We start from the raw sequence: 25694 nt of genomic DNA, 5'->3' as shown, positions 1-25694 counted from the left end.
CGCTTACCCCGCCATCACCACCCGCCCGAACATGCCGAGCATCGGATCGGTGGCCTTCGTGGGATCGGCCAGCACCGAGCCCTCGAACTCCAGCTTGCCCAGATCGTCCTGGATCAGCGCAAGGTTCTTGATCGGGTCGAACTGCACCTTGTAGAGCTCCACCAGCACCGGCGCATTCGACTTCGCGGTGTTCACGCCGCGCAGGCGCAGCCGCCGCGCGGGCGGATTGACCAGGAACATGCCCACGTTTTTAGCGCTGCCGTAGGCATAGTCCACCTTCCACGGCATGGTGGTGCCGGTGGTGTCGAGCACCTTGACCGCGCCAAAGGTGGCATCCAGCTCGTATTTCGTGGCCGGCACGGTCGCATCCGCGCCGTCCTTGACCACCACGGACGAGACGCCGACCGGGTTGGCGAGCGGGTAGACCATGCCGGCCACCACCGTGCCGAGCGACTCGGCGGTGACGGTGCCGGCAGCGCGGGTGAGTGTCTGCCCATAGAGCCCGAGCGCCAGATTGTCCAGGCTGAAGCTCTCAAGCGTCATCTTGATGCTGGCCTTCTTGGCCTTGATGAGGCGCAGATCGGTCATGCGCTGGCCGGACCAGCTCTCGGTGTGCTCGATGGTCTCCACCTGAAGATCGACGGACAAGGCGGGGCAGTTGCCGACCTCGTATTCCTCCAGCGCGTTGCTGCCGGCAGTGCCGAGCGTGACGATGCCCTGGAAGCTGTAATACTGGGTATCGATGGCCATGATGTTTTACTCCTTGCGGTTGGGTTTGTCGGATTTCCTGGGCTGGACGGCGGGAACATCGACCATGCCGTCGAGCACCGGATTCGGGGCGACGCCAGATGCCGCGCGCGCAACGCCCTTGTCGATCAGCCAGCGGGCGGCGTCGTCTGGCAGGTCGAGCGTCGCGCCGGGCGGGTAGATCTCCCCGGCGTGGGTGTGGGGCTGGGTGAGTTCGATGTTCATTGCATCACCTCGATCGTGAAAGTCAGGCGGCAGACGGCGGCCATGTCCTCGATGCGCTCGGCAAGCGAGGTGAGCCTGGCGCGCAGCCGGAAGGTGGCGCCAGAGACAAAAATCGGATCGCGCAGCGCCTCAAGCATGGCATCGACAGGGAATGCGTCCGGCGTCTCGGCCATCAGCACGGCCTGCGCTTCGCCCTCGGCGGCGCGGCTGGTTGCCGAGATGGCCAGCCGGGTGATGAGCAGCGTCACCTGCTGGCGCCCCCACAGATCACAGATGAGCGCCGGCGCCACCGCCTCGATGCGGGCGCGGATCGCCGCCTCCAGCGCCTGCCTCACAGCCGCGCTCCTATAAATAAGGACACCAGGGAGGCCACCACGGAGGCGGCGATGCCGGCCAGCCACATCAGCGGCCCCTTGATGCCGGCCACGGTCTCGTCCAGCGCATCCAGACGCTCATCGAGCCGATCCAGCCGCTCGAAGGCGCGGCGCACCGCATCTTGGGTCGCGGCGTGCTGCTCCTCGATGCGCACCAGCCGCACGATGGCCTCGCGCATGGCGCTCATCTCGCCCTGCATGCCGGTCATCAGCGCCTCCATGCGCGCCATGCGTTCAGCGATATCATCGATGGCCACAAGACACCCCTTTAAACCCGTTTAAAACCCGTTTAATTTCGCCGATCTGCCTGCCGCCCATGTCACCCTAGCCGCCAGCGCAAAAAATCGCTCCACGGGCCCTAGATCGCATAGAGCATCAAACCCACCGCGACAAGGCTGGTGCCGTTGAGCCGCACGAGCGCCGCATTGCGCATCGCCCGGCAGCGGTCGGCAAACGCCGCCGCCTCCTCGGGCGACAGAAAGCGCCACTCCACCGTGCCTTCCAGCCTGCCCACCTTGCCCGCGCCCGAGAGCGCGAAGGTGTGCAGCATGGGCGCGCTCGTGGCCGCCGCCTCCCAGGCGATGGCGTCCTCATAGTCCGCCCCGGATCGCGCCGGGGTGAGAGCGTCCACCGCGCGGCTGGCGGCCGCCAGATGCGCATTTAGCAGCGCATCCGGCACCTCCAGCGGCCAGCCGGTCAGCTCGCGCACCCGCTGCGGCGTCATGGCGCATCAGCCCGATCAGTAGCCGTAGACGCAGGCCTGCTTGACCGCGATCTCGTAGTCGCAGGCCGTGTCGAACGTCCACTCGATGGCGCGCGCGCGCTCGTTGAAGCGGCGCGTGGCCACCATCTCGGTCGAGACGCCGAACACCAGGTTCGCAGGCGGCGTGAGCAGCACCTTGCCGGCGGGCATCCAGGGCGTTGCGATGATGGGCAGCCCCATGAAGCGGCGCAGCGGGCTCTCCCCGGCCAGCGGCTGGCCGGTGACGAAGCCGGCCAGCTCGAAGGCATAGGCGTCGGCATCGCCGGTGTTCATGATGAAGGCCGAGGTCGCCCGGAAGCGCTCGGGCAGCGCATCGAGCATGGCTTTCAGCTCGGTGCGCCAGTTCTTGCCCACGCCCGTCGGGTCGATGTCGACCTTGGCCGTGTTGGCGTGCTCAGAGGCGATCTGCACCCAGCCCTTGTTGAGCGTGGCCCAGCCCGCCGAGTTATCGTCCAGCGTGCCATTGAAGCCCAGGTCAAGGTATTCGTTGGCGAACTGGGTGGCGAAGCTCTGCTCCACCTCGGCCACCAGGTTCGGGTTGTCCTGGTTGTCGCGCAGGAACGAGAGCGACAGTGACGGGAAAAGCTGCACCGGCAGCGCGCGCAGCGTGCAGCCATACTCGCCGCCGCCGACGATCTGCGCGGCAGACGGCTCAGCCCCTTCGGCCACGCGCACCAGCTTGCGCGTCTCCACCCCCCAGACCTGCACGTCGGCGCTGAGCTTGCTCATGCGCCGGGTGGTGACGGTCTTCAGGAAATCGTCCTTGAACACCAGCGAGATGAGCCGCTCGGAGGCCTCCGGGCGCAGCGTGCCGCCGGGGGTCACATCGCCCGGCTGGACGATGCCCTTGGCAATTTTGATCAGGTCATGCATGGTCGTCTCCTTTAAATGAAGCTCGCGGGCGCGCCAGTAGCCGTGTTGCCCTCGGCGGGCTTGCCAGGCGCGGCCTTCTCGATGCTCTCGATGCGCGCCTTGGCTTCATCGAGCGCCTTGAGCGCATCGGCCAGTTGCGCCTTGAGCGCCGCCACCTCGGCGCGCGCCTCCTCGGCGGCCTTCTCCAGCTTCTCGCGCTGTGCCTGGTCTTCGGCCTCGCTCACCGTCTCGGCCAGCACATCCTTGACGATGCGCTTGATCTCGGTTGCATCCATCTCGTCGGTCTCCTTTCGGGTAAAGAACTGCTTGATCCTGTTGGCCATCTTCTCCAGCCGCGCGGTGCCGGCCAGACTCAGACCCTCCACCTCGCCCGCCTCGATCGCATCCCACAGCGCGGCATCATCGATCTGGATGCCCACCGCCCAGGCGCCGGGCTTCTCGTCTGGAAACAGGGGGTCGCCGCTCTTGACGAGCCAGCTTTCGGCCACGAAGGCGGGCAGCGGCGTGAAATCGTGCTCGGCATCCACATTGCGGCTGCGCCCGGTCTGCATCCACACGTCAGCCGCGCGGCGGATCGTCTCGGCGTCCGTCCAGTCGCCCTGCGCGTCCACCGAGTCCGGCGCGTAGACGATCCCGTAGACGCGCTTGAGCATCGGGTCGGCCTTGGCGATGGCGAACTCGCGCGCGCCGGATGTCGCCCCGCGCAGGATGATCCCGCGCCCATTGGCCGGGCGCTTGACCAGGCTGATGAACTGCACGTCGAGGTCGGTGATCTTCGGCATGTCGCCATCCTGCCGCATACGCGCTTGTTAGTGAGCGCTCACTGTCCATATATGGACAGCGGCACGCGATGGCGCGAGATGGCGCTGGCATCATGCGCCGCATGGACGTCACCCTCATCAAGAGCAGCGCGCGGCAAGACGCCGATCTGCTCGGCGCGGCCAGCGACGAATACCCTTGGCCCATCGACCCGGCGCGCATCATCGGCTGGACGCAGGCCGAGCCCACGCACGCCCGGGCGCTGGCGCTCAAGGCCGAAGGCATCGCAGGCCTTGGGCTGACGGATGAAGCCGCCCGCCGCGTGCTCGCGCACGACGAGCTGCTGGCCATCGCGCTCGACCTGGAGACCTACGGCAACGCCTTTGCCGCGATCGCGCGCGACCGCGCAGGGCGCATCGCCCGTCTGGACCGTCTGCCCGCCTGGAGCGTGCGCCGCACCCGCGCCGGGGGCTTTCGCACCCGCGTCTGGGACGGCATGAAGGAAATCCGCGCCGACTACGCCGCGGATCGCGTCATCCACATCCGCCTGCCTTCCAGCCTGCCAGGCTGGTACGCCACGCCGGCCTGGGCGGCCGCCGCCGGCGTCATCGAGCTTTTGGATGCCATCACCCGCTACAACACAAGGTTTTTCGAGCACAACGCGGTGCCGGATCACGTCATCAAGCAGACCGGCGGCAGCCTGTCCGATGCGCAGAAATCGGCCATACGAGACTTCTTTCAAACCGAGTTCAAGGGCCTGTCGAACGCCCGTAAAACCCTTTTTGTAAGCCTGGCCGAAGGCCAGACGCTGGACATCACGCCGGTCGCCCAGCCCAACGACGGCAAATTCATCGAGCTCTACAAGACCGCGCGCGAAGTGCTGCCCGCCGCCCACGGCGTGCCGCCGCGCCTTCTGGGCATCGCCACGCCGGGGGCGCTGGGGGGGCTGAGCGAGGCCCGCGAGCAGATGCACATGTTCGAGCTCTTCACGCTGGCCCCGCGCCGCCGGCTCTTGCAGGCCGCGCTCGCGCCCGCGCTCCTCGAAGCCGGGGCGCAGGATGCGGCCATCGCGCCGCTCGACCTCACCCCGCCGGGCGAGGACATCGCCGCCATCCCGCAACTGGTGGCCGCAGGCGTCATGAGCGTGCCCGAAGCGCGCGCCTGGATAGACCTGGAAAAATCCGCCAAGGTCAAAGACATCGAGCGCGCCAGGATCATCGCCAGCCTGCTGGACGCGATGGGAGACGGCTGAATGGCCGCGCGCATCCCGGATGAGGTGCGCCGCGCCATCCTCAAGGACATCAAGGCCGGGCTGCCCTCGGCCCGTGTCGCGGAAAAGCACGGCGTCTCCAAAAAGTTCGTCGATGTGCAAAAGCGCCGCCTCTATGGCCCCGGCACGCCGGGCCAGCGCCCGCCCGTGCACGGTCAGGAGGTGCGCGCCGAAGCCAGGAGCAGGTATCTCGCCGGCGAGCCGGTGGCGCTGATCGCCGCCGCGCTGGGCATCACCGAGAGCACGGTGCGCACCTGGGCGCGGCAGTACGGCTGGCGCGAAGACTTGGCCCGCCGGCGGCAAACCCCGCAGCAGCTGGAAGAAGAAGTCGCCCGGCTCACCGCCATGCTCTCCCAGGCCGGCGACGGCCCGGACGCCTACCGCCTTGCGCTGCGCCTGCGCATGCTGCAAAAAGCCCTCGACGGCTTGAAGAAAAGCCTGCCACGGCCCAAGCCCTTGCCAAAAGTGGCCAACTTTGCCGCGCGCGAGCTGCTGGAGGCGGCCACCGCCGCAGACTACGGCCTCTTGCCCTACCAGCGCGCCTTCCTGCTCGACGATGCCCGCTACCGTGTCGTGCTCAAGGCGCGGCAGATCGGCTTTACCTACGTGATCGGCCTGTCCGCCGTGCTCGGGCTGGCCGCCGGGCGCGACCAGATCATCGTCTCGGCCTCCGAAGACCAGGCGCGGCTGGTCATGGGCCACATCCGCGCCCACGCAGAAAAGCTCGGCATCCCCATCGAAGACGACGGCGAACGCGAAATCCGCATCAACGGCTCCAAGGCCGTGGCGCTTTCCACCAACTACCGCACCGCCCAGGGCTACACCGGCGACGTCTGGTTCGACGAATTCGCCTGGGCTCCCAAGGCCGACATGCTCTACAACGCCATCCTGCCCGCCATCACCCGCGTGGGCGGGCGCGTCACCGTCTGCTCCACGCCCTGGGTGCCGGGCAACCTGTTCTGGAAGATCGCCACCAACCACCAGGGCCGCTTCGACCACTTCAGCCGCCACACCATCACCATCCACGACGCCATCGGTCAGGGCATGCCGCTGCCAGGCGGGCTGGATGAGCTGCGGCTCAACTTCGACGCCGCCTCATGGGCCATGTTCTTCGAGTGCCAATGGGCGGAAGAGGAGGGGGCGCTCTTGCCATGGACGCTCTTGGATGAGCTGGCCGAGGACCTCGCCGCGCCGCAAGGAAAGGGCAGGAAGGCCAGCGCCGCGCCGCGATTTGGCCGCCTGCGCTTAGGGATAGACCTCGGGCGCGTGGCCGACCGCACCGCGCTGGTGCTGGTGGGCGAAATCCTCGACCCCGTATCACTCGCCCCCTCGGGCAAGCTGCGCCTGCTCGCCCACGAGACCCACCAGGGCAAGCCCTTTGCCGAACAGCGCGCCATCATCGAGCGCTGGATCAGCCAGTGGCCGCTGGAGCAAGTCGTCATCGACCGCACCGGCCTGGGCTGGCAACTCGCCGAAGACCTCGCCCGGGCGCACCCGGGCCTCGTCGTCCCGCGCGCCTTCACCGCGCAGTCCAAGGAACGCATGGCGCTGAACCTGCTGCGCCTGGCCGAGCAAAAGCGCCTGTCCATCCCGCGCGACGCCGCGCTCATGGCAGAGATGCACGCCATCAAGCGCGAAGCCACCGCTACCGGCGTCAAATACGACGCCCCGCGCACCGCCGCCGGCCACGCCGACCGCTTCTGGGCGCTGGCCATGGCGCTCGATGGCATGGAAGGCTATGCCCGCAGCGCCGGCATGGAGGTCGAGCTGTGGTAGCCCGTGCCATCGACACCCGCCAGCTCATCTGGCTCCTCGCGCAGCACCTGCGCAATCTGGCCATCGAAGAAGCGCCGGTCGGCCCCACCAGCGCAAGGCATAAGCACACGCAACTGCGCGGCTCCATCGAAGCGCACACATTGTCCGACACCGAAGCCGTGGTCGGCACCAATCTGCACTACGCCCGCGCCGTGCACGATGGCGCGGTCATCCGGCCAAAGCGCGCCAAGGCGCTGGTCTTCCCGGCCCCGGCTGGCTGGGGCGGGCCCATGATCAAGAACACCAACCTCGCGGTCGCCCGCAAGGTCACCATCAAACCCAATCCGTATCTCGCCCGCGCCGCCGCGCGCTTTGCCAGCGAGCCGCTGCCGCCCTTCATCCGCGAGCGCGTCGGCGAAGACGTCGCCCGCGCGCTCGAAGCCAATTTCAAACGCCTTGGACTGGAGGTCAAACGCTCGTGAAACGCACCCTCATCGCCACCGCCGGGGCCTCGGCCATCGCCGTGGCCATGATCGCAGGCTTTGAAGGCTACCGGCAGCGCGCCTACGACGACGGCGTGGGCGTGCAGACCGTGGGCTTTGGCAGCACCCGCCGCGAGGATGGCTCGCCGGTGCAGCGCGGCGACACCATCACGCCAGGCCGCGCCGTGATCCTGCTCGCCCGCGACGCCGACCGCATCGCGCAGGAACTGGCCGCCTGTCTTGGCCCAGTCCCACTATATAAATATGAGTGGGACGCCTACGTCTCATGGGCCTACAACGTCGGCAGCGCCGCCGCCTGCCGCTCTACCCTGGTCAAAAAGCTGCACGAGACCCCGCCCGACTACGCCGGGGCCTGCCGCGAGCTGCTCAAGTGGACGCGCGCCGGCGGCCGCGTGCTGCCAGGCCTCGTCAAGCGCCGCGAGGCCGAATACAAGATGTGCATGGGAGAGAAGACGTGACGCCGCGCTCAGCCGTCGAACGGCAGGTGGATTTGCGATGCGCCGATGCGGTGCTCGATGACTTTTTGCACCATGTAATCGGTGCGCAGCCCGCCCGAGGCGGTTTGCCAATGCTGCACGCGGGTTTCGGCCAGCAGGATGTCGCCCTTGGCGAAGCGCTCCAGGTTGCGATCCACCCGGTCCAAAAACGCCTGATCGGCCATGGTCACGAACACCGTGGCCTGCCCGTCGTAGAGCCGCCACTTGTTGTCATCGCGGAAGGAGAGCGAGACGATCGAAAACGGAATCACCCGCGTTTCTTCCTGGATCAACGCGTCTTCGGCCTGCGGCGCGCGGAAAAACGGCGCTTCCCACCGCTCGATGACGGTCACGATCGCATCGTCGCCGCCAAAGGCCACGCGCTCCACGCCGTCCTGCTCGATGGGCTCGACCACGCGCTGCAGGCTCTCGCGCACCGTGCGCCGCTGCAGCAGCACGATGACGCGCTCCTCGACGACGATTGCGTCGTCATCTTCGGTGACGATGCGCCGCCCATGCTCAGCCGTCTCGACGCGCTTGATGCGCCGGTTCCTGAGCCAGCGCAACAGGCCGATCAGGCTGGCCGCAGCGCCGCCTCCGGCAACGCCAATGATCTCCAGAACCGCCTTCGCGTTGACCGCCGCGGTGACGCCATCGCCAGTGAGCAAGCCGATGAGCTGCTGCGACAGCTGCTGCGCCACGGACAGATCGATGCCGAAACTGCCGGTGCGAAAGCTCGCCTTGACCTCCACGCGCAGCGCGAAGGCGTCGCCGAAGAGGGCGCGCCCGGCTTCTTCGCACAGGTCGCCAAACGCCAGCAACGCCGGGGCGATCTGGCGCACGTCCATCGTGTGGCTGGCAAGCGCTGGGCCGTCGTAAGTGATGCGCACGTGTTCCATTGTGCCGACAAGGATACAACTTTATGATCCAGGCCACATCCCATTGGCCCGTCATCGCCGCAGCGCTCATCTGCGTGGGCGCAGGCTTTGCAGGCGGCTACACGCTCAAGGGCCGCCTGGATGAGGCGGCCATCGCCCGCGCCGAAGCAGGCGTCGCCGAATGCCGTCGTGCCAGCGCCGACTTTCAGCGCCGCGCCGCGGAAGACGCCGCCCATCGGCTGGCTGCCGCAGAAGACGCCGCCCGATCCGCCCAGGCCGAACTCAGCCGCCGCGAAGCCGACTTTAAAGCCCGCCTGAAGGAGACCAGAAATGAAATCTACAGCCTCTCTACTGGCCGCGAGTGCCTCGCTGGCCCTCTGCGGCTGCGCCTCAACGCCGCCATCGCCGCCGATTCAGTGCCCGCGCGTGCCGGCGAGCCTCATCCAGCCCCTGCCGAGCCTGCCGCCGATCCCGGCGGACACGCGGCAGGCAGCACCGACGCCGCCGTCGGCCAGTGGATCCTCGACGCCGCCAGCCTCTACGAGCAGTGCCGCGCCCGCATCGACGCCATCCGCCAGTGGGACGAGGTGACGCATGGCCGATGAGGCAGACCGCGCCCAAGACGTCATCGACCTGCTGCTCGGCGCGGCGATTCAAGGCGCAAAAAAACCCGGCGGGCCGCCTCCCACCGGGTCATGCCTCAACTGCGGCGAGCCGCTCAAGCCTGGCCTGCGCTGGTGCGACGCCGACTGCCGCGACGACTGGCAGCGCTACCAATCCTTCGGCAACCGCCACCACCAGTGAGACGGCGGGATCGTCACAGGGCGGCCAGTCTCGTCCTCCACCCAGCCTGCAAGCTCGTTCGCCGGGTCGATGCGTCTGATGAGCGTGCCGAACGCCTGCTCAAACTCCGCCGTGTGCGCGCGCCAGAAGGCGTCGATCTCGGCCAACTCAGCCACCGCCGTCTCGGACAGCAAGCCCTGCTCGCGCGCGAACTCGTAGACCGATCGGTGATGCAGCGTCCAGTCCAGGTCGAACTCGTAGTCCTGCCAGTCCGGGCGCGTGATCACGTCGTAAAACCCGAGGAAGGCGTCATCCTTCGGGTGATCACGCACACACCTCATCAGGTTCACCACATCCATTTCCTCACTCCTCGCCCGTTCTGTGGCGCGTACATCTCGTTTTGCAGGCTGCCGCGCCCGCTCTTGCCTTTGAGGTGCAGGCTGGCGCGCTTGCCATCGGACAGGTTGACGATGGCCACCAGCCGCCCGGCTGGCATCTCGCGCGAGAACTCCGCGTAGAGCCTGCCGCGCCGGATCGACAGCGCGATATCCCGGTCGCCGCGCCGGATCAACCAGTCCATCGCCTCATTGTACTCGGTCAGTGTCTCCACGCGCACCCCGGCATCCGCCAGATCGTCGCGATGCTTGTCCAGATGCCCGCGCGCATAGGCCAGATTGTCCCACCGCGCCGTCATCGCCCGCTCGACGATGCGCAAAAGATCGCGCCTGGGCAGCGCATCACGTTGCCGCGCGGCCATCGACCAGCGCTCGATGTCGTCCGCCTCGCGCGCCACCGTCTCCGGGTCGGCGCCCAGATACGACACCGTCACCGTGCGGCAGCGGAAGTGGTACGGCGGCAGCCCGATATTTCCAGGCAGCACCTTGCCTCCGCCAACATCCTGCGCGGCATCCATCATCGGCCAGGCATTCTTGGCCGCCTCCATATTGCCGCGCGAGATCGCATCGAGATACCGATCGCGCTGCGTCTGGAGGTGGCCGATCGGGATCAAGCGCCCATGCAAGCTGCGGCAGATCGGCGTGGTGCGGTGATCCATGTGCGCGCGCACTTCCACGTAGCGCACCCCGGCCTGCTCGTAGCCGCCCACGCGCGCAAGCTCGCGCGTCTTGGTGGCGATCGTGTCGGCGGTGAGCTGCCAGTAGACCATCCCGCGCTCTTCGATCCCATCGAACGCCTGTCGCAACCGGTCTGCGAGCGTCTCATAACTCCAGCCCTGCTCGAAGAACTCGCGCACCGCGCCCGTCACCGTCTCGCGCGTGCCGGCGTCCCAGTGCCGCCCGATCCAGTGCAGGTCGAAGCGGTTGAGGAGCGCCAGCGCCCGCTCGTCTTTCAGGCCAAAGGCGTAATCCACCCCGGCCGGCCGCGCCGCCTCGTCCGCGCCCACGCGCCAGATCGAGTCTGTGGCCGACACCACCGGCCCCTCCATCGCCCGCCGCATCGCCTCGCCGCCGATCCGCGCCTCGATGGCCGCAAGAATCCGCGCCTCGTCCTGCGCGGAAAACGCCTGCGGATCGATGCCGCGCAGCGCCTCCAGCGCATCGCGGAACGCCGCCTCAGCGCCGAAGGCCCACGCCCGGCTCATGCCATCGGCCAGCCGCTGGCGTAGCGCATCGAAGGCCGCCTCATCCTTGATCAGGATGGCTCTCAGCGTCCTCAAACAGGTCTCTCTGTCCATCATCGCATTCCTTGATCTTGAGTGTCCTCAAGTCGGCCTCCTCGTAGCTCTTCCACTTCGCGCCGCACTCAGGACAGCGCCGGTAGCGCAGTTTCAAACCAGCGCCGGATTCGATCAGAAGCCGCGTGCCATAGACCGGCGATCTGGAGCCGCACGCCGGGCACTTCATCGCGTGAGCGCCTCGCGCGCCTTGCGCAGCAGCTCGCGCACCTGCGCGCGCTGCGCCTCATCCATCGGCGGCTCGGGCAGCGCCACCGGATGCGTCACGGCGGGCAGGGCGCGCAAAAACTGCGCCGGCGCCGGCCAGCGCTCGGCTGTCTTGGCCAGGGTGATAAATGCCGCCTCGATGCGCGGCACATCGCGCTCGCGCACCCAGGCGCGGCCATCCGTGATCGCCTCCACCCACACCGCGCGGCAGGCCGCCGCCGAGGGCGCGTCGATGGGCGTGCCCGGCAGTTGCAAGGCGGCCAGCTTCGCCAGCCCGACGGAGATCGCCTGCGAAAGCCAGTCCTCAGCCATCCATCACCCCCACATCCGCCGCGCCCAAAAACCCGCCGATGGCGGCCATCGTACGGCTCATGCCAGCCGGCCTGCGCTCTACCCGCTGCACGACCGCATGGCCTGACGCAATCCAGCGCGCCGCCACGCTCTCGGCCACGCGCTTGAGATAGTTGTGGTTCTCCAGCGGCCGGATGTCGCCCGCCTCGCGCTTGACGCGCATCGCCTCCACCGTGTCCGAGAGCGCCTGGGAGAGCACCGCCTCCTCTAGCCCGAGCGCGAGCACCTCGCGCGCCAGCCGCACGGCCCGCTCCCAGGAAAGCGCCCGGCTCTTGGAGCGGAAGAGCCCAAGATACGCCGCCAGCGCCCGCCCAAGGGCAGCATCCAGCCCGGCGAGCAAGCCCATCATCTCCCGCGCCGCCTCGTCCTCCGCCCACGCCTCCAGCGCCGCCTCCGCATGACACACCGGGCACCTCAGGCGCATGCGGCCTCCTGCGGCAGCGCCGCCAGACGGTAGGCGTACACCCCGCGCCCCATGCAGCGCGTCTCGATCTCAATGCCGTTGGCCCGCAGCTCGGCGATGATACTGTTGACTGCGCACACCCGCGCGCCATCGACGATCTCCATCGTCGTGTGCCAGCGCTCGTCCAGCAGCAGCCACAGCACCCGCTGCAACCGCGCGCTTTTCTCAATGCTCGCCGCGTGCATGTTTCGCCTCCTTGCGCTTCTCCTGATACCGCATCGCCGCCACCGCATTCTTGAGCATCGGCGCGGGCGCCCACTCGATGCGCTCCACCGAGCAGCCCATGTGTTTGAGGATGCCAAGCGGATACGCCGGGAACGGATAGCCGCCCGCATGGCACATGGCGGCGAGCTTGCCGATCAAGGGCGCGCGGTCTTCCGCTGCCTTCACCATCGGCCCCGGCATCCACACCTCGGCCCCTTTCTGCTGATAGTGGCGGATCAGCCGCTGCAAGGCCGCCGCATCCATCTTCGCGCACGAATCCACGCCCGTGACGGCCTTTTGCACCGCCCGGCGCGTCTCATCATCCAGCCCAAGCCGCGCCGCCGCCACGTGCGCCAGTGCGATCAGCCGCTTGCGTCTCTCATCCATGCCTGTCTCCCAGTCATGACCCCGTGCATGCCCACGCCAGCGGCATGGGCATGGGCTGGGTCACGCTTCGTCAAAAGCACTGCGCAGCGCCAGGGCATCGGCCAGCGCCTGCTCTGCCATGCGGTAAGAGGGCGTCTCACGCGCGCCGACAGGCCACGCGCTCATCATCTGCGCCAGCGCCTCCATCATCAGCTGAACGACAAGCGCATCCTCGCGGTCGGACAGGCCGCGCCCGATCCGATCAACCAGGGTCATTTCTCGGCCCTCCACGTCACGCTGGCCGACTTGCCCACCGTCAGGCATTCGCGGATGGATGGCGCCATCGGCTCATCGCCATCGGCGGCCATCTCGATGAGCTTGGCCTCCGGCTTGTAGGCGATCTCGGTCTTGACCAAATCGGTAAACCGGAAGCCCAACACCGCCTTGAGCCGCTCGGCGTTCGTGATCTTCACCGCCTCGCGCTCGGCGATGGACGCGCGGCACACCCCGTGCACGACCAGGCTCGCGCCCGCGCCGTGCGCCTCGATCAGTTGCGCGTTGATCGACTTCAGTTGCGCATCGAGCTCGTCGATCTTCTTCCTGATCTCCCAGCCCTGCATCACCAGCCGGATGCTGGCTGCATCGAGCGCCGTCACCTCGCCGCCATCGCGCTCGATCTTCTCGCCAGCCGGCAGGTTCACCACCTTTTCAACCGCCTTTTCAACCGTCTTTACATTCGCTTTTGCCATGATGCGATTCCTCTTTGAACGCCCGCCGCCACGGGCTCGCCCCTCGAAAAAACCGTCAAACCCCTTCCAGATCGCGCCGAGCGGCCTGCACATGCGCTGCAGTCAGACTCTCACCCGCCGCCTGCGCCATCATCCTGGCCAGCCGCAGCACCTTCACCACCGCACGCAGCGCCCCCGCCTGGCGGCCCACGTCACGCACCACCCCCCAGGCCTCGCCGCCGGCGGCCTTGGCCACCGCCTCGATGTCCGCATCGGTGGCCCGGCGCAGCGAAACCCGCTTGCCGATGCGAGAGAACAGCCGGTCGAGATACGCCGCCCGCGTGCCGCCCGTCATGCGCCCGTAGAGCAAGTCATTGCCCACCAGCGCCAGCCCCACGCCCGCCGCATCGTGGATCGAGCGCAGCGCGTCCAGCGCAGCCACCACCAGGTGCTGCGCCTCATCCACCACGATCACCCCGCCCGTGCCGCGCACCCTTGAGACGATCTCGCGGTGAATGCGCGCCGGCGACTGCGGCAAGTCCTTCAGGCCCACCGCGAACGCCACCTCCTCCAGCGCCGCCGTGACCCCGGCATGCCCAGGCGTCATCACTGCCACCCACACAGAAGGGCGCGTCCGCGCGTACTCGGCAATCGCCGTCGTCTTGCCAACGCCTGCCGCGCCATACACCACCGCCACATCCGCGGCCATTTGCGCGTAAGTCAACGCCGCCAGCACCCGCTGCGCCGTCGGCGTCGCCACGAACCCGGGCATCTCCGGCAGCAGCGCCGCCGCCCGCTCCGAGCGCGCCGCCAGCCACGCGGAGAGCCGCTCCACGATCCCTGCCGGGTCGGCGGCATACTTGCCTGCCAGCACCTGCGACAGGGCCGTCGCAGACACCCCGGCCTCCTTCGCCACCCGTGCCTGCGTCACCTCGCCGGACTCGATCAACCGGCGCACTTCGTTTAAGATGTCTTCCACGATTCGCTCCTTTTCACCGTTGCGTTTCACACATGGATATCGACACGCTTAGGCGCGCGCTCGGCAGAAGCATCCAAAAGCTGATGAGCCTGCAAGAAGCCGCAGCCGAACTCGACGCCATCGCCGATGCCGCAGAAGAACTCATTGGCAAGCGTGTTCCATCCATCCCGGCAAAGCCTCTGCTCGACGTGGACCGCCACTTTCTCGACCGTTTTCAGGAGTCGTGGATGCGCTTTGCCTACACGCTGCTTCATGAATCAGACACATGCATTCGCCAAGCGCTTGCTGCCATAGGTGATGACCACGCCCTGACGGCTGCCGCGCTCCAGCTTCGCGCCCGAGCGCAGCAACTGCGCGAAATCCAAGCAGCGCCTCACCAAACGACGGCTCAGGCCCAAGCGCATCCAGCACCGCCCATAGTGCTCGCGCCAATGGAATGGGGGCCTCGCATCCTTCAGCACTCGCTGGGCGTGGTGTATCTGGCCCACGTAGAGCAGCACGGGCTTTTTTGAATTCACACAAGACTTCCATCGCCTCATCGACTGAATCGAACTTGCAAACAGCTTGATCGGGTTTCATCAATCGCTCCTTCAGTTGCTCACACCCCGCCGCCGGCTGCCGTCAGGCGGCTCATCTCCAAAATAAAGGCGTCGGCCTTCGCCACCAGCGCCTCCACATCCTCATCCCGCTCACGCTCTGGAACCATCGGCTGCACCATGCGCACCGCCGCAGGCGCTGGCACATCGCCAGCCGCCACCGCCGCCGGAATCTCCATCCCGGCCAGCTTTTCCAGCGACGCCATGTGCTCGCGATACGCCCGCTTCGCCCGCCGCTGCTCGCGCTTGAAGCTCTGCGCCGCCGCCTGGTCGTCGAAGCGCCGCACCGTGGGCGCGGCCTCGCCCAGCAGCCGCCCATCGAGCGAGAACACCATCACCGGCTTCTTGAGGTCGTCCGGGTCGAACCGCGCCACGATCCGCTTGCCCGCCAGCCCCAGGCGCGGGTCGATACCGTAGGTATTGCCCGCCACCTCGAACGTGCCGTTTTGCCGCACCGTCACGGGCTCCGAGGCGAGCAGCAGCATCGCCCGCTGGCTCGGCGCCAGCCGCTTGACCACCCGGCGGCCGAAAGACTCGGCGAATACCGCATCGAAGCTCGCGCCCTTGGCCGTCTCCGTGCGTCGCCCCGTGCGCGCGTTGTGTTCGGCAATCGCCTCGCGCACCACCTGCTCAAGCAGCGCCCACTCCACCGCCTTCGAGCCATAGTTCTCCGGCTTTGCATCCGGTTTATTGCCCGTGTAAGCCCCAGCCAAACGCGGGTCTTTTGAAATCGCCTCCGCCAGATCGCGGAAAGCCCGCTCGATCGGCTTCGCCTGCCCGTGAAACGGGGTCGCCCAGTGCACATCCACGCCAAGCAAAGGCAGGATGCCCGTCATCTCATCCTCGGCCGCCTTGAAACGGAAGCGCCACTGCGCCTTTCCAGACACGCACTTCGCGCCGAACTCCCGTCCGTTGTCCATCAAGGCGTGATCCGGCACGCCGTATTCCGTCACCAGATCGGCAAAGGAGAGGATCACGCTGTAGGCGTTCAAGGTCGGCGTCAGCCGCCACGCCAGAATCTTCCGGCTGTAGATGTCCTGCCAGGCCACCAGATGCACCCGCTCGATGCCGCCGCCGAAGCGCTCCGGCAGCCGCACGAACACATCCAGCCGGTGCCCGTCCGCATTCACCCACTCCAGCGCCGCAAGATGCGCCACCGACCGTTTCATCGGCGGCCACAGCCGGTCGTAAGCCTCCTTGCCTTCCCGCTGCAGCACCACCAGCGGCTTGGGCAGCCGCTGCACCCGCCGCGCCACCGAAGCAAAGCTCGGCAGCCGCCAGCCGTGCTGCTGCGCCATCCTCTGCACCTGCCGATAGCACATCCGCAGGCTCGGCTTCTCCGGCCTCAGCCACAGCGCCAAAAGCTGCCGCCACGCCGCCTCCGGCATCGGCGCCTCGTGCTCCTTCATCCCCCAGCGCGGCGCAAGCAAGCCCGCCCACGCCGCCACGTTCTCGATCCCCGCCACCCCAGGCAAGCGCCTATCCCCCCACCACCAGCGCGCCAGCGTCCCCTTCGAGACCCCATGCTCCCGCGCCGCCTGCGCGATCGCCTCAGTCGCGGAGAGTCCTGCCGCCATCCAGCGCTTCACGGTCAGGCACACCCGCGCCCGACGCATCGCCTCCTCGCGCACCCGCTGCGGTCGCGTAGCCAAGTGATCAGAAATCCTTACAAGTTCCTCATCAGAAAAAGACGCCGGGCGGACGGCAGGCGCACCCGCCGCGCCGCCCGGCAAACCCGGCATCGCGCCGGGAAGGGAGGAGGCAACAGCCGGATACTCGCTGGCGCCTCCGGCCAAGGCGCCGAAACCCCCACCGGCGAGCCCACCGCCCGCGCTGGCGGGCGCGGAAGCGGGGCAGGAGCGCACCCCATCGGTAGGCTCGCCGCTGGGGGCGGGAAGGGGAGCTACATTTGGCGTAGCAACAGCTACATTTGGCGTAGCGGAAATCGCCGCCGCCTGCTGCTCGATCAAATAGCGCTCCACCGCCTGCCGCACATCGACCACCTTCCCGCGCCGCTTGAAGGCCGTCGGCAAGTCCTCGACACGCCAGCGCTTCGCCCCGCCCAGGCCCGCCCGGTCGTGGTGCGGCGGCCAGTCTGGGGAGGTGGCCCAGTTCTCAGAAACAGTCCTGTACGAAGCACCAACCGCATCGGCGATGGCGGCTAGATCGACCAGATCACTCATCGCACGCCTCCACGCGCTCGCCGATGGCGATCACCCGATGCAGCGGCCCGACGAACACCTCCACGTCGCGCTCGCACGGATACACCAGCGCAACCCCGCACGCCGCGATCTCGCGCGCGATCCGCTCGGCCGCCTGCTGGCCGCGCCGGGAGGTGTAAAAAATGTCGGTTGCCGTCTCGGCCGCCGGGTCGTCCTCGTCCGCCACCTGGATATGCGGCAGGGCCGGGCCGCCCACATCGCAGGGCCGCGCCGCTGGATACTTGAGAATCCGGCGGCGCATCATTCCGCCCCCTTCGCCGCGCGGCGCAAAAGCGCGATCAGCTCCTCCGTGCTCGCATCCTTGGGCGGAATCACCCCATCCTTGATGCCCAGCGCCACCGCCACCTTGTGCGTGTCGCCGCGCACGCCCACCAGCCGCCCGCGCACCACCTCGTTGACGATCCTGGGGTTCACCCCCAGCGCCCGCGCCAGCGCCGTCTGGGAAATGCCCAGCCGCTCGATGGCCTCGCGCGCCCGCCGGGCGCGCTCCTTATCAATCCGTACCGTCTCTGCCATACTTTCACCTAGTGGAAGTTGTAACGTGATGGTGCGAAGTATGGTTCAAAATTTTGAACCTTGCAAGGGGGTGAGGTGGAAAATTTTGATAGATGGAGTCGTCTACGGCAGGAAAGGGAACGGCTTGGCCTAAGTCAGACTGATTTCGCCTCTATTGGCGGCGCGTCAAAGGGGTCTCAAATTCTGTACGAGAAGGGTAAGCCGCCGACTGCTGATTACCTCGCGAACATCGCTGCAGCAGGTGCCGATGTCATCTACATCCTCACCGGCCGCCGCGAGCGGCCGGCCAGTGAGCTAACCGATCGCGCGCGCCTTCAGGCCGCCATCGAGGTCATCGAGGAGGGTCTGGGCGACAGGCGCCTGCCGCCTGCCAAGAAGGCCGAGGCCATCCTGACCGCCTACGAGCTGCTCGCCGAGCCAGCGGCCACCCGCGACAACGTCGTCGCGCTCATCCGCCGCGTGGCGTGAACTGCGGGAAGTTAACTGCGGCAAATGCGGGAAGTTAACTGCGGGAACTTCTGGAACTGCGGGAAGTTAACTGCGGGAAGTTTATATTCGAAACTTCCCGCACTTCGTCAACCAGAACAGGGGAGAAACCGATGGAAGACAAGAAGCAGAAGCTCATCGAGATCGTGCGCGGCGCGGCCCAGAAGAAGCCACGCCGCAAGCCAGCCAGGCCCGCGCCAGCCGTGCGCATCGAGGGCAGCCACAACATCGTCGGCGACGGCAATACCCTCATCCACGCCCAGACGCTGCGCCCGCGCAACGCCATCGATCCGCGCGCATCCGAGCTCTCAGAAGCTCAAAAGCTGCGCCTGCGCGAGCTGATCAATGAGTGGATCACCGTCCACAACACCGTCCGCACGCGCGCCAGACCGCTCACCCATGCCGCCGCATGGTCTTCATTTCAAAAGAAATTTCGCGTCACGAGCTACCACATCCTGCCGCTCGATCGCTTCGACGAAGCCGTCCGCTGGCTCCAGCAGCAGCGCGCCCGCATCGACGGCATGAAGACAGCGCCCTTGCGCGACGCGCGCTGGCGCGCCCGCCAGATCGCCTACATCAAGGCCCGCTGCAAGAACCAGCTTGGCGATGCCGAACTCTACCGCGCCTATATCAATCGCCGCTTCGGGAAGGTGTCCCTCACAGAGCTGACAGATGATGAGCTGGCCGCGACGCGCACCTACATCGCACAAAAGAAGCCGGCCTGAAGACTGTTAAACGCCGCTCAAACGCCCGCGAAACCGCCTTGAATCAATCGCATATCAGTTGCGACAAAACACAGAAATAGCCACTTATCCACAGCCCCACTCGCACATCGCCGCCCACCGCCAAAATCACCTAACCCCGCGCCACACAAGCACTTTCCATCCGCCACACCACGCCACACAACAATCTCACATCACTTGAGACCTCACAGTCAGCGGGGTCTGGATGCGCTCGGCGGCACGGAACAGGATGTCCTTGATCACCGCCGGGCAGGCGTCGGCGTCGACCCAAATTTGCATCTGGTGTTAACTAAAAGACTCTACTGCTAGCCACGAACCGATTCCAAACATAGCTAGACTTAAGACAACAAAAAATAACGCCGCATACAAACGACAATCGTTTTTCGTGTCTTGTTGCTCTACCAACCGATTTAGGCGCTTTAGCTGTGCCAAATACGCAAACAGCATTCCTAAGCCACAGAACAATAAACCAGCCAGAAATGACGCCATGGCATAGCGCATATCCGGGACAGAACATTCTTTTCCTGCAACATTACCGAGATACGCAAGGATAGCTACAGCTGCGCCACCATTCGTAAGGGCACAAAATTTGAAGCCTTCGGTCGCTAACGTGATAAGGGATTTGTAAGTTTCAGACCAATCAGCTGAACTCATAAACCCCCCTTCCTTGTTAGAAGCTTCTTAACTTGCCCTATTTTGTTTATTCCTTATCCGGCCCTCAGACCGGATAAGGTTGTACAGCCTTAAACGTCCAGGTTCCGCACACCCAGCGCATTGGTCTCGATGAACCTCCGAGACGGCTCGACCTCTTCGCCCATCAGGCCGCTCGACGCTGTTGGTCGATGGAATGATGCAGCAGAAGCAGATCGGATTCCTTGAGCGCGGCCCTGGCATAGGCGCGGCCGTCGAGGTCGGCGAACTCGACCTCGAACACACCCGGTTCCCATTCCTCGACCAGCACGCCGACCAAGCCCTCGGGCAGGGACTGCTCGGGCAGGGCGTGCTTGAGTGCGACGGTATCAAGCAGTTTCATTCGGTGACCTCACGAAACAGGTGGCGAGACGGGGCAGGTTCTCGGTTTTCCTGACCAGCCAGCCGGTACGCACCAAGGCCGTTAGGGCCCCGCGCGTCAAAACGATGTCCACATCATAACGCCAACCGTAGGGCGTTTGCTCGGCATGGGCAACTTCCGCCTGCATGACCGCGGCGAGGATCGCCTCGCGCAGCCAGTCTGCCTGTTCCTGGCCGATGCCCAGGGCCGAGCGGAAGACCCTCGCCTTGTGCCGCCCCTCAGGATGAGAGGGGTTCAGGCAATAGTCCCGCAGCTTGGCGGCCTCGACGATGGCCTTGTCGGCATTGAGCAGTTGCACGATCCGCCGACCGGATAAGTTTATGCCGCTTTAGACGTCCAGGTTCCGCACACCCAGCGCATTGGTCTCGATGAACCGCCGGCGCGGTTCGACCTCTTCGCCCATCAGGGTGGTGAAGATCTCGTCGGAGGCGATGGCGTCCTCGATCTGCACCTTCATCAGGCGGCGCACGGCCGGGTCCATGGTGGTTTCCCACAGCTGCTCGGGGTTCATCTCGCCCAGGCCCTTGTAGCGCTGGATGCCGAGGTTCTTCTTGACCTCGCCCAGGAGCCAGTCGATGCCTTCCTTGAAGTCGGCGATGGCGCGCTTGGCCTCGCCGCGGCGGATTTCGGCGCCCTTGCCGATCAGGCCGTCGAGCACCTGGGCCACCTTATGCAGCTGGGCGTAGTCGCCGCTGTGGAAGAACTCGTGGTCGAGTTCGGTGGTGAAGGTGATGCCGTGGCGGGTCTTGACCACCAAGAGCTTGTAGAACTCGTTTTCCTCGTCGTATTCGGCGGTGATCTTGGCCGGGGTGCCCAGGCGGGTGAGTTCCTTGGACAGCGCGGCGCTGGCGGCCTTGGCGCCGTCCTTGCTGGTCAAGTCGGCGCTGGGCAGGGCGAGCAGGGCGTAGAGCAGGCCGGCATCCATGCGCCGGGCCAGGCGGTCAATCACGGCCTCGGCCAGCAGGAACTCGCGCGCGATCTGCTCGAAGCTCTCGGCCGCCAGCGGCTCGGCGTCCTTGGCCGGCAGCAGCTGGCCGGACTTGAGGGCCTCGCGCAGCAAGTATTGGCGCAGCTCGTGGTCGTCCTTGAGGTAAGTCTCGCTCTTGCCCTGCTTGACCTTGTACAGCGGCGGCTGGGCGATGTAGATATGGCCGCGCTCGACCAGCTCGGGCATCTGCCGGTAGAAGAAGGTGAGCAGCAGGGTGCGGATGTGGGAGCCGTCGACGTCCGCGTCGGTCATGATGATGATGCGGTGGTAGCGCAGCTTCTCCGGATTGTAGTCGTCCTTGCCGATGCCGGTGCCCATGGCGGTGATCAGGGTGGCGACCTCCTGCGAGGCCAGCATCTTGTCGAAGCGGGCCTTCTCGACGTTGAGGATCTTGCCCTTGAGCGGCAGGATGGCCTGGAACTTGCGGTCGCGGCCCTGCTTGGCCGAGCCGCCGGCGGAGTCACCCTCCACCAGGTAGAGCTCGGACTTGGCCGGGTCTTTTTCCTGGCAGTCGGCCAGCTTGCCGGGCAGGCCGGCGGAGTCGAGCACGCCCTTGCGCCGGGTCATCTCCCGGGCCTTGCGCGCGGCGTCGCGGGCGCGGGCGGCCTCGACGATCTTGGCGGTGATGGTCTTGGCGTCGTTGGGGTTCTCCAGTAGGAAATCGTTGAGTTTCTGGGAAACCACCTCCTCCACCGCCGGCCGAGCCTCGCTCGAGACCAGCTTCATCTTGGTCTGCGAGGAGAACTTGGGATCGGGCATCTTGACCGAGAGCACGCAGGCCAGGCCCTCGCGCATGTCGTCGCCGGTGATGTCGACCTTGGCCTTCTTGGCGATCTCGTTCTCTTCGATGTACTTGTTGATCACCCGGGTCATCGCCGCGCGCAGGCCGGTGAGATGGGTGCCGCCGTCCGACTGCGGGATGTTGTTGGTGAAGCAGAGCACCTGTTCGGCGTAGCTGTTGTTCCACTGCATGGCGACCTCGACCGTGATCGGCACACCGCCGGCGTTGGACTCGCCGGTGGCGAACACCACGTTAGGATGGAGCACGGTCTTGGTCCGGTTGATGTATTCGACGAAACCCTTGACCCCGCCGGAGAAGGCGAAGTTTTCGTGGCGACCGTCGCGCTCGTCGATCAGCTCGATCTTGACCCCGTTGTTGAGGAAGGACAGTTCGCGGATGCGTTTGGCCAGGATCTCGAAGTGGAACTCGACCGTGCCGAAGATCTCCTCGTCGGCCAAGAAGTGGACCTCGGTGCCGGTCCGGTGGGTGTCGCCGATCACCTTGAGCGGGGAGACCTCGACGCCGTTTTGGACCTCGACCAGACGGTCGACCGGCACGCCACGGTGGAACTCCATGAAGTGGGTCTTGCCGTCGCGACGGATGGTGAGCTTGAGCCATTCGGACAAGGCATTGACGCAGGAGACGCCGACGCCGTGCAAGCCGCCGGAGACCTTGTAGCTGTTCTGGTTGAACTTGCCGCCGGCATGCAGCACGCACATCACGATCTCGGCCGCCGAGCGCTTGGGCTCGTGCTTGTCGTCGAACTTGATGCCGGTGGGGATGCCGCGGCCGTTGTCGGTGATGGAGATGGAATTGTCCGAGTGGATGGTGACCTTGATATCGTCGCAGTAACCGGCCAGGGCCTCGTCGATGGCGTTGTCGAGCACCTCGAACACCATGTGGTGCAGGCCGGAGCCGTCCTGGGTGTCGCCGATGTACATGCCCGGGCGCTTGCGCACCGCCTCCAGGCCTTCGAGCTGCTGAATGCTGGACTCGTCGTAGCCGCCGTTGCCTTGCTCTTTTGGTTCCACGTGAAACAATCCTTTTACTAAGTGGCTGTATTACCAGGAAAAGGGGTGGTTCCCCCTCACCCTACCTTCTCCCCCAGGGAGAGGGGTTTGTTTGTTCAGATGCGCATGGGCATCACGACATAGCGGAAGTTGTCCTCGCCCGGCACCGTGATCAAGAGGCTGCTGCTGGGGTCGCCGAAAGAGCAGCGGACCGATTCGCTGTCGAGGTTGTTCAACACGTCCTGCAGGTACTGGACATTGAAGCCGATGTCGAGCGGGGCCTTGTCGTACTCGATGTCGAGCTCTTCCTGCGCCTCTTCCTGTTCGTTGTTGCTGCAGACGATGCGCAGACTGCCCGAGGTCAGGGCCAGGCGCACGCCGCGATACTTCTCGTTGGTCAGGATGGCGGCGCGGGTAAGCGACTGGTTGAACAACTGGCGACCGATGGTGAAGTCCTTGTCGTGGCCGGTCGGGATCACCCGCTGGTAGTCGGGGAACTTGCCGTCGACCACCTTGCTGCGCAGCTCGAAATGGCTGCCGCGCACCACCACCTGGTTGGGGCTGACCTGGACCTCGACCGCCTCGTCGCTGTCGCCCAGGAGCTTGATCAGCTCGACCACGGCCTTGCGCGGCAGGATGACATCGAGCTCCTTGCCCGGGGCCTGGTCCAGCTTGGCCGAGTCGATGGCCAGACGGTGGCCGTCGGTGGCCGCGACGATCAGCCGGCCGTCTTTGAGCTGCATGAGCATGCCGTTCAGATAGAAGCGGATGTCCTGCACCGCCATGGCGTACTGCACCCGGGCCAGCAGGTGGCGCAGCTTGCCCTGGGCCAGCGTGAAACTGACGCCTTCGCCTTCCGGGATTTGCAGCCGGGGGAAGTCGCGCGCCGGCAGGGTCTGCAAGTTGAACCGGCTCTTGCCGGCGGCCAGCTTGAGCTGCTCGCCGGACAGCTCCAGGCCAATGTCGGTATCGGGCAAGGAGCGGCAGATGTCCAAGAGCTTGCGGGCGGAGACGGTGAAGGCACTATCCTTGGCCGCGGCTTCGTCGGCCCAAGCGGTGAGTTGCAGCTCGAGGTCGGTGGCAATGAAGGCCGCCTTGCCCTCGACCGCTTCGATCAGGACGTTGGAGAGGATGGGCAGGGTGTGCTTGCGCTCGACCACGCCGATCACGGCCTGCAGGGGTTTGAGGATTGCGTCTTTGCCGGTTTTCAGAACTAGCATAAGAAATCTTCCTGATGTTGATGATTAGCGACGACCATTTCTCTGGATAAGGCCAAAAAGTGCTGCAAAATTATACTGTTATCTTGTGGACAAGTCTCCGGGCCGGGCTGTGGATAGCTGTGGGGATCTGTGGATGGTTTTTCCGCTCAGCATCGGTTCCAGCAAGTTATCCACATTTCATCCCAAGTTCATCCACAGGGTTATCCCGTGAGCACCTGTACCAGCAAGTTGTAATCCCGCCGCAGGGTGAGGTCGGAGCCCTTGAGCTCCTCGATCTTGCGGCAGGCGTGAATCACCGTGGTGTGGTCGCGGCCGCCGAAGGCCTGACCGATCTCGGGCAGGCTCATGTCGGTCAGCTCCTTGGCCAGGTACATCGCCATCTGCCGGGGCCGCGCCAGGTTGCGCGTGCGCTTCTTGGCGTACATGTCGGCGACCTTGATTTTATAGAAATCAGCCACGGTCTTCTGGATGTTTTCAATCGAGATCTGCCGGTTCTGCACGGCGAGCAGGTCCTTCAGGGCCTCCTTGGCCAGCTCGACCGAGATCGGCTGCTGGTGGAAGCGGGCATAGGCCATCACCCGTTTCAGGGCGCCTTCCAGCTCGCGCACGTTGGAGCGGATCTGCTTGGCGATGAAGAAGGCCGAGGCCTCGTCCAGGGTTTCGCTTTCCTGCTTGGCCTTGTTCAGCAGGATGGCCACCCGCATCTCCAGCTCGGGCGGCTCCAGCATCACGGTCAGGCCCCAGCTGAAGCGTGACTTCAGCCGCTCCTCGATGCCTTCCAGGTCTTTGGGGAAGGTATCGCTGGTGATGATCACCTGCTTGCCCGACTCGATCAGGCTGTTGAAGGTATAGAAGAATTCTTCCTGGGTGCGGTCCTTGCCGGCGAAGAACTGGATGTCGTCGATCAGGAGCAGGTCGAGCGAATCGTACTTGCGCTTGAAGTCCTCGAACGACTTGGTGCGGATGGCGCGCACCATGTCGGAGAAATAACGCTCGGCATGGATGTAGCGCACGATGCTGCGCCGATTGTTGGCCAGCACCTGATTGCCGATGGCCTGGATCAGGTGGGTCTTGCCCAGGCCGACGCCGCCGTAGACGAACAGCGGGTTGTAGCCGGCGCCCGGGTTGTCGGCCACCTGCAGGGCCGCCGCCCGCGCCAGCTCGTTGGCCTTGCCGCGGACGAAGTTGTCGAAGTTGAACAGCGGGTTGAGCCGGCTCTCGTCGAGCACGACCTGGCCGCCCGCCCGCGGCGGCGTGGCCGACTCGACCGGCGCCGCCTCGGCCACCGCGGCGGGGCGACCTTTGGCCTGGGCCGCGGCCTTGGCCTCGCTGATGATCAGCTCGATCGGATAGCTCTGCTCGAAATAGCCGCGGGCGAGCTGGTCGATCTGGTTGATGTAGCGGTCCTTCACCCACTGGGCGACAAAGCGGTTGGGCGCCTTGACCACGACCTTGTCGGACTCCACGTCAACCGCCAGGGGCCGAATCCAGGTGTTGAGCTGCTGGTCGGTGAGAATGCCCTGGAAGTGATCCAGGCAATGGGTCCAGAAATCCGCCATCGGGAGGGTTGTGCGAGAAATGTTATTGGAATGATCGACGGGCATTCTAGCACTGCGCGAAGGTTGGCATAAGCCGCAGAAACTGGCAGAAAAGGTTTGACAAA

General features: G+C 65.9%; 35 protein-coding genes and 1 pseudogene. 9 read left to right on the top strand and 27 right to left on the bottom strand.

Annotated elements, in window-relative coordinates; translation table 11 throughout:
* Positions 1–3: 3 nt before the first annotated feature.
* The 7 genes from EL388_RS00180 to EL388_RS00150 form a co-directional block, all read right to left on the bottom strand.
* Positions 4–750 (bottom strand): phage tail tube protein, encoded by a 747-nt coding sequence (locus EL388_RS00180; RefSeq protein ID WP_126457876.1) that lies wholly within the window; start codon positions 748–750, stop codon positions 4–6.
* A gap of 6 nt (positions 751–756) precedes the next feature.
* Positions 757–972: a DUF7210 family protein gene (locus tag EL388_RS00175; protein ID WP_126457873.1), complete on the bottom strand. Its 216-nt coding sequence runs from the start codon at positions 970–972 to the stop codon at positions 757–759.
* Positions 969–1307 carry a hypothetical protein gene (locus tag EL388_RS00170; protein ID WP_126457868.1) on the bottom strand — a complete coding sequence of 113 codons (339 nt, stop codon included), beginning with the start codon at positions 1305–1307 and terminating at the stop codon, positions 969–971. The genes EL388_RS00175 and EL388_RS00170 overlap by 4 nt, the downstream gene beginning before the upstream one ends.
* The gene (locus EL388_RS00165) at positions 1304–1603 is read right to left on the bottom strand and encodes a hypothetical protein (RefSeq protein ID WP_126457863.1); all 300 of its coding nucleotides are present in this window, start codon (positions 1601–1603) and stop codon (positions 1304–1306) included. Before EL388_RS00165 ends, EL388_RS00170 begins: the two co-directional genes overlap by 4 nt.
* Positions 1604–1704: 101 nt before the next feature.
* Positions 1705–2070 carry a hypothetical protein gene (locus EL388_RS00160; protein ID WP_126457858.1) on the bottom strand — a complete coding sequence of 122 codons (366 nt, stop codon included), beginning with the start codon at positions 2068–2070 and terminating at the stop codon, positions 1705–1707.
* 15 nt (positions 2071–2085) lie between these two features.
* Entirely contained in the window at positions 2086–2982 is an 897-nt protein-coding gene (locus EL388_RS00155) for a phage major capsid protein (RefSeq protein ID WP_126457853.1), read from the bottom strand.
* An 11-nt stretch (positions 2983–2993) separates the two neighbouring features.
* A complete protein-coding gene (locus EL388_RS00150) occupies positions 2994–3764 on the bottom strand; it encodes an XkdF-like putative serine protease domain-containing protein (RefSeq protein ID WP_165919191.1) in 771 nt (256 codons plus the stop codon).
* Positions 3765–3832: 68 nt separating this feature from the next.
* On the opposite strand from EL388_RS00150, the gene EL388_RS00145 reads away from it, so the two are divergent.
* Genes EL388_RS00145 through EL388_RS00130 form a run of 4 tightly spaced genes read left to right on the top strand, consistent with a single transcriptional unit; the run spans position 3833 to position 7727 of the window.
* Positions 3833–4993 (top strand): phage portal protein, encoded by a 1161-nt coding sequence (locus EL388_RS00145; protein WP_126457847.1) that lies wholly within the window; start codon positions 3833–3835, stop codon positions 4991–4993.
* The gene (locus tag EL388_RS00140) at positions 4994–6787 is read left to right on the top strand and encodes a terminase large subunit domain-containing protein (RefSeq protein WP_126457844.1); all 1794 of its coding nucleotides are present in this window, start codon (positions 4994–4996) and stop codon (positions 6785–6787) included.
* Positions 6781–7248, top strand: a complete 468-nt coding sequence (locus tag EL388_RS00135) for a phage virion morphogenesis protein (protein WP_126457842.1) — start codon at positions 6781–6783, stop codon at positions 7246–7248. The genes EL388_RS00140 and EL388_RS00135 overlap by 7 nt, the downstream gene beginning before the upstream one ends.
* Positions 7245–7727: a lysozyme gene (locus tag EL388_RS00130; RefSeq protein ID WP_197721798.1), complete on the top strand. Its 483-nt coding sequence runs from the start codon at positions 7245–7247 to the stop codon at positions 7725–7727. Before EL388_RS00135 ends, EL388_RS00130 begins: the two co-directional genes overlap by 4 nt.
* Before the next feature lie 8 nt (positions 7728–7735).
* Here EL388_RS00130 and EL388_RS00125 read toward each other — a convergent pair whose 3' ends face one another.
* Entirely contained in the window at positions 7736–8635 is a 900-nt protein-coding gene (locus tag EL388_RS00125; protein ID WP_126457840.1) for an LAPAL motif-containing putative phage structural protein, read from the bottom strand.
* 32 nt (positions 8636–8667) lie between these two features.
* Here EL388_RS00125 and EL388_RS00120 point away from each other — a divergent pair, with 32 nt between their 5' ends.
* Complete coding sequence (locus tag EL388_RS00120; protein ID WP_126457838.1) at positions 8668–9228, top strand: hypothetical protein; 561 nt, start codon at positions 8668–8670, stop codon at positions 9226–9228.
* Positions 9218–9427 carry a hypothetical protein gene (locus EL388_RS00115; protein WP_126457836.1) on the top strand — a complete coding sequence of 70 codons (210 nt, stop codon included), beginning with the start codon at positions 9218–9220 and terminating at the stop codon, positions 9425–9427. The genes EL388_RS00120 and EL388_RS00115 overlap by 11 nt, the downstream gene beginning before the upstream one ends.
* Here EL388_RS00115 and EL388_RS00110 read toward each other — a convergent pair.
* From EL388_RS00110 to EL388_RS00070, 9 genes are all read right to left on the bottom strand, one after another.
* Positions 9394–9765, bottom strand: a complete 372-nt coding sequence (locus EL388_RS00110) for a hypothetical protein (RefSeq protein ID WP_126457834.1) — start codon at positions 9763–9765, stop codon at positions 9394–9396. The genes EL388_RS00115 and EL388_RS00110 overlap by 34 nt on opposite strands.
* On the bottom strand, positions 9753–11099 hold the full coding sequence (locus EL388_RS00105) for a structural protein (protein WP_126457832.1): 1347 nt from the start codon (positions 11097–11099) through the stop codon (positions 9753–9755). The genes EL388_RS00110 and EL388_RS00105 overlap by 13 nt, the downstream gene beginning before the upstream one ends.
* A gap of 165 nt (positions 11100–11264) precedes the next feature.
* Positions 11265–11618: a hypothetical protein gene (locus tag EL388_RS00100; RefSeq protein WP_126457830.1), complete on the bottom strand. Its 354-nt coding sequence runs from the start codon at positions 11616–11618 to the stop codon at positions 11265–11267.
* Positions 11611–12081, bottom strand: a complete 471-nt coding sequence (locus EL388_RS00095) for a hypothetical protein (protein ID WP_126457828.1) — start codon at positions 12079–12081, stop codon at positions 11611–11613. The genes EL388_RS00100 and EL388_RS00095 overlap by 8 nt, the downstream gene beginning before the upstream one ends.
* Positions 12072–12305, bottom strand: a complete 234-nt coding sequence (locus EL388_RS00090; protein ID WP_126457826.1) for a hypothetical protein — start codon at positions 12303–12305, stop codon at positions 12072–12074. Before EL388_RS00090 ends, EL388_RS00095 begins: the two co-directional genes overlap by 10 nt.
* Complete coding sequence (locus tag EL388_RS00085) at positions 12286–12711, bottom strand: phage protein GemA/Gp16 family protein (RefSeq protein ID WP_126457824.1); 426 nt, start codon at positions 12709–12711, stop codon at positions 12286–12288. Before EL388_RS00085 ends, EL388_RS00090 begins: the two co-directional genes overlap by 20 nt.
* A 60-nt stretch (positions 12712–12771) precedes the next feature.
* Positions 12772–12966, bottom strand: a complete 195-nt coding sequence (locus EL388_RS00080; protein ID WP_126457822.1) for a hypothetical protein — start codon at positions 12964–12966, stop codon at positions 12772–12774.
* Entirely contained in the window at positions 12963–13439 is a 477-nt protein-coding gene (locus EL388_RS00075; protein WP_126457820.1) for a hypothetical protein, read from the bottom strand. Before EL388_RS00075 ends, EL388_RS00080 begins: the two co-directional genes overlap by 4 nt.
* Positions 13440–13494: 55 nt before the next feature.
* Positions 13495–14427 (bottom strand): AAA family ATPase, encoded by a 933-nt coding sequence (locus EL388_RS00070; protein WP_126457818.1) that lies wholly within the window; start codon positions 14425–14427, stop codon positions 13495–13497.
* 2 nt (positions 14428–14429) lie between these two features.
* Between EL388_RS00070 and EL388_RS00065 the strand changes: the two genes are divergently transcribed.
* On the top strand, positions 14430–14909 hold the full coding sequence (locus EL388_RS00065; RefSeq protein ID WP_126457816.1) for a hypothetical protein: 480 nt from the start codon (positions 14430–14432) through the stop codon (positions 14907–14909).
* A gap of 86 nt (positions 14910–14995) precedes the next feature.
* Here the strand turns inward: EL388_RS00065 and EL388_RS00060 are convergent, their stop codons facing one another.
* Genes EL388_RS00060 through EL388_RS00050 form a run of 3 tightly spaced genes read right to left on the bottom strand, consistent with a single transcriptional unit; the run spans position 14996 to position 17731 of the window.
* On the bottom strand, positions 14996–17176 hold the full coding sequence (locus EL388_RS00060) for a transposase domain-containing protein (RefSeq protein WP_126457814.1): 2181 nt from the start codon (positions 17174–17176) through the stop codon (positions 14996–14998).
* The gene (locus EL388_RS00055; RefSeq protein ID WP_126457812.1) at positions 17169–17459 is read right to left on the bottom strand and encodes a hypothetical protein; all 291 of its coding nucleotides are present in this window, start codon (positions 17457–17459) and stop codon (positions 17169–17171) included. Before EL388_RS00055 ends, EL388_RS00060 begins: the two co-directional genes overlap by 8 nt.
* Positions 17456–17731: a helix-turn-helix domain-containing protein gene (locus tag EL388_RS00050; protein WP_126457810.1), complete on the bottom strand. Its 276-nt coding sequence runs from the start codon at positions 17729–17731 to the stop codon at positions 17456–17458. Before EL388_RS00050 ends, EL388_RS00055 begins: the two co-directional genes overlap by 4 nt.
* A gap of 75 nt (positions 17732–17806) precedes the next feature.
* On the opposite strand from EL388_RS00050, the gene EL388_RS00045 reads away from it, so the two are divergent.
* Entirely contained in the window at positions 17807–18199 is a 393-nt protein-coding gene (locus tag EL388_RS00045; RefSeq protein WP_126457808.1) for a helix-turn-helix domain-containing protein, read from the top strand.
* 131 nt (positions 18200–18330) lie between these two features.
* A complete protein-coding gene (locus EL388_RS00040; protein ID WP_126457806.1) occupies positions 18331–18942 on the top strand; it encodes a hypothetical protein in 612 nt (203 codons plus the stop codon).
* Between the two features lie 204 nt (positions 18943–19146).
* Here the strand turns inward: EL388_RS00040 and EL388_RS00035 are convergent.
* The 7 genes and pseudogenes from EL388_RS00035 to dnaA form a co-directional block, all read right to left on the bottom strand.
* Positions 19147–19239, bottom strand: a pseudogene (locus EL388_RS00035) (YaiI/YqxD family protein); the annotation flags it as partial.
* 6 nt (positions 19240–19245) lie between these two features.
* Positions 19246–19614, bottom strand: a complete 369-nt coding sequence (locus EL388_RS00030; protein ID WP_126457804.1) for a hypothetical protein — start codon at positions 19612–19614, stop codon at positions 19246–19248.
* 163 nt (positions 19615–19777) lie between these two features.
* Positions 19778–19993 carry a DUF4926 domain-containing protein gene (locus tag EL388_RS00025; protein ID WP_126457802.1) on the bottom strand — a complete coding sequence of 72 codons (216 nt, stop codon included), beginning with the start codon at positions 19991–19993 and terminating at the stop codon, positions 19778–19780.
* Positions 19980–20330: a DUF6883 domain-containing protein gene (locus EL388_RS00020; protein WP_126457800.1), complete on the bottom strand. Its 351-nt coding sequence runs from the start codon at positions 20328–20330 to the stop codon at positions 19980–19982. Before EL388_RS00020 ends, EL388_RS00025 begins: the two co-directional genes overlap by 14 nt.
* A 30-nt stretch (positions 20331–20360) precedes the next feature.
* The gene (gene gyrB / locus EL388_RS00015; protein WP_207899562.1) at positions 20361–22832 is read right to left on the bottom strand and encodes a DNA topoisomerase (ATP-hydrolyzing) subunit B; all 2472 of its coding nucleotides are present in this window, start codon (positions 22830–22832) and stop codon (positions 20361–20363) included.
* A gap of 95 nt (positions 22833–22927) precedes the next feature.
* The gene (dnaN, locus tag EL388_RS00010) at positions 22928–24031 is read right to left on the bottom strand and encodes a DNA polymerase III subunit beta (protein ID WP_126457796.1); all 1104 of its coding nucleotides are present in this window, start codon (positions 24029–24031) and stop codon (positions 22928–22930) included.
* Positions 24032–24231: 200 nt separating this feature from the next.
* A complete protein-coding gene (dnaA, locus tag EL388_RS00005; RefSeq protein ID WP_126457794.1) occupies positions 24232–25590 on the bottom strand; it encodes a chromosomal replication initiator protein DnaA in 1359 nt (452 codons plus the stop codon).
* Positions 25591–25694: the final 104 nt, after the last annotated feature.

The organism is Sulfuritortus calidifontis (assembly GCF_003967275.1).
Lineage (GTDB): Bacteria > Pseudomonadota > Gammaproteobacteria > Burkholderiales > Thiobacillaceae > Sulfuritortus > Sulfuritortus calidifontis.
Note: the sequence above shows the minus strand (reverse complement) of the source record. Positions and strands in the feature narration are given on the sequence as shown.

Bases quoted from the DNA above. Each gene is read 5' to 3' on its own strand.
- EL388_RS00180 (WP_126457876.1), bottom strand. From the start codon at position 750: ATGGCCATCGATACCCAGTATTACAGCTTCCAGGGCATCGTCACGCTC.
- EL388_RS00175 (WP_126457873.1), bottom strand. From the start codon at position 972: ATGAACATCGAACTCACCCAGCCCCACACCCACGCCGGGGAGATCTAC.
- EL388_RS00160 (WP_126457858.1), bottom strand. From the start codon at position 2,070: ATGACGCCGCAGCGGGTGCGCGAGCTGACCGGCTGGCCGCTGGAGGTG.
- EL388_RS00155 (WP_126457853.1), bottom strand. From the start codon at position 2,982: ATGCATGACCTGATCAAAATTGCCAAGGGCATCGTCCAGCCGGGCGAT.
- EL388_RS00150 (WP_165919191.1), bottom strand. From the start codon at position 3,764: ATGCCGAAGATCACCGACCTCGACGTGCAGTTCATCAGCCTGGTCAAG.
- EL388_RS00145 (WP_126457847.1), top strand. From the start codon at position 3,833: ATGGCGCGAGATGGCGCTGGCATCATGCGCCGCATGGACGTCACCCTC.
- EL388_RS00140 (WP_126457844.1), top strand. From the start codon at position 4,994: ATGGCCGCGCGCATCCCGGATGAGGTGCGCCGCGCCATCCTCAAGGAC.
- EL388_RS00120 (WP_126457838.1), top strand. From the start codon at position 8,668: ATGATCCAGGCCACATCCCATTGGCCCGTCATCGCCGCAGCGCTCATC.
- EL388_RS00115 (WP_126457836.1), top strand. From the start codon at position 9,218: ATGGCCGATGAGGCAGACCGCGCCCAAGACGTCATCGACCTGCTGCTC.
- EL388_RS00110 (WP_126457834.1), bottom strand. From the start codon at position 9,765: ATGGATGTGGTGAACCTGATGAGGTGTGTGCGTGATCACCCGAAGGAT.
- EL388_RS00105 (WP_126457832.1), bottom strand. From the start codon at position 11,099: ATGGACAGAGAGACCTGTTTGAGGACGCTGAGAGCCATCCTGATCAAG.
- EL388_RS00100 (WP_126457830.1), bottom strand. From the start codon at position 11,618: ATGGCTGAGGACTGGCTTTCGCAGGCGATCTCCGTCGGGCTGGCGAAG.
- EL388_RS00095 (WP_126457828.1), bottom strand. From the start codon at position 12,081: ATGCGCCTGAGGTGCCCGGTGTGTCATGCGGAGGCGGCGCTGGAGGCG.
- EL388_RS00090 (WP_126457826.1), bottom strand. From the start codon at position 12,305: ATGCACGCGGCGAGCATTGAGAAAAGCGCGCGGTTGCAGCGGGTGCTG.
- EL388_RS00085 (WP_126457824.1), bottom strand. From the start codon at position 12,711: ATGGATGAGAGACGCAAGCGGCTGATCGCACTGGCGCACGTGGCGGCG.
- EL388_RS00080 (WP_126457822.1), bottom strand. From the start codon at position 12,966: ATGACCCTGGTTGATCGGATCGGGCGCGGCCTGTCCGACCGCGAGGAT.
- EL388_RS00075 (WP_126457820.1), bottom strand. From the start codon at position 13,439: ATGGCAAAAGCGAATGTAAAGACGGTTGAAAAGGCGGTTGAAAAGGTG.
- EL388_RS00065 (WP_126457816.1), top strand. From the start codon at position 14,430: ATGGATATCGACACGCTTAGGCGCGCGCTCGGCAGAAGCATCCAAAAG.
- EL388_RS00060 (WP_126457814.1), bottom strand. From the start codon at position 17,176: ATGAGTGATCTGGTCGATCTAGCCGCCATCGCCGATGCGGTTGGTGCT.
- EL388_RS00055 (WP_126457812.1), bottom strand. From the start codon at position 17,459: ATGATGCGCCGCCGGATTCTCAAGTATCCAGCGGCGCGGCCCTGCGAT.
- EL388_RS00050 (WP_126457810.1), bottom strand. From the start codon at position 17,731: ATGGCAGAGACGGTACGGATTGATAAGGAGCGCGCCCGGCGGGCGCGC.
- EL388_RS00040 (WP_126457806.1), top strand. From the start codon at position 18,331: ATGGAAGACAAGAAGCAGAAGCTCATCGAGATCGTGCGCGGCGCGGCC.
- EL388_RS00030 (WP_126457804.1), bottom strand. From the start codon at position 19,614: ATGAGTTCAGCTGATTGGTCTGAAACTTACAAATCCCTTATCACGTTA.
- EL388_RS00025 (WP_126457802.1), bottom strand. From the start codon at position 19,993: ATGAAACTGCTTGATACCGTCGCACTCAAGCACGCCCTGCCCGAGCAG.
- dnaN (WP_126457796.1), bottom strand. From the start codon at position 24,031: ATGCTAGTTCTGAAAACCGGCAAAGACGCAATCCTCAAACCCCTGCAG.
- dnaA (WP_126457794.1), bottom strand. From the start codon at position 25,590: ATGGCGGATTTCTGGACCCATTGCCTGGATCACTTCCAGGGCATTCTC.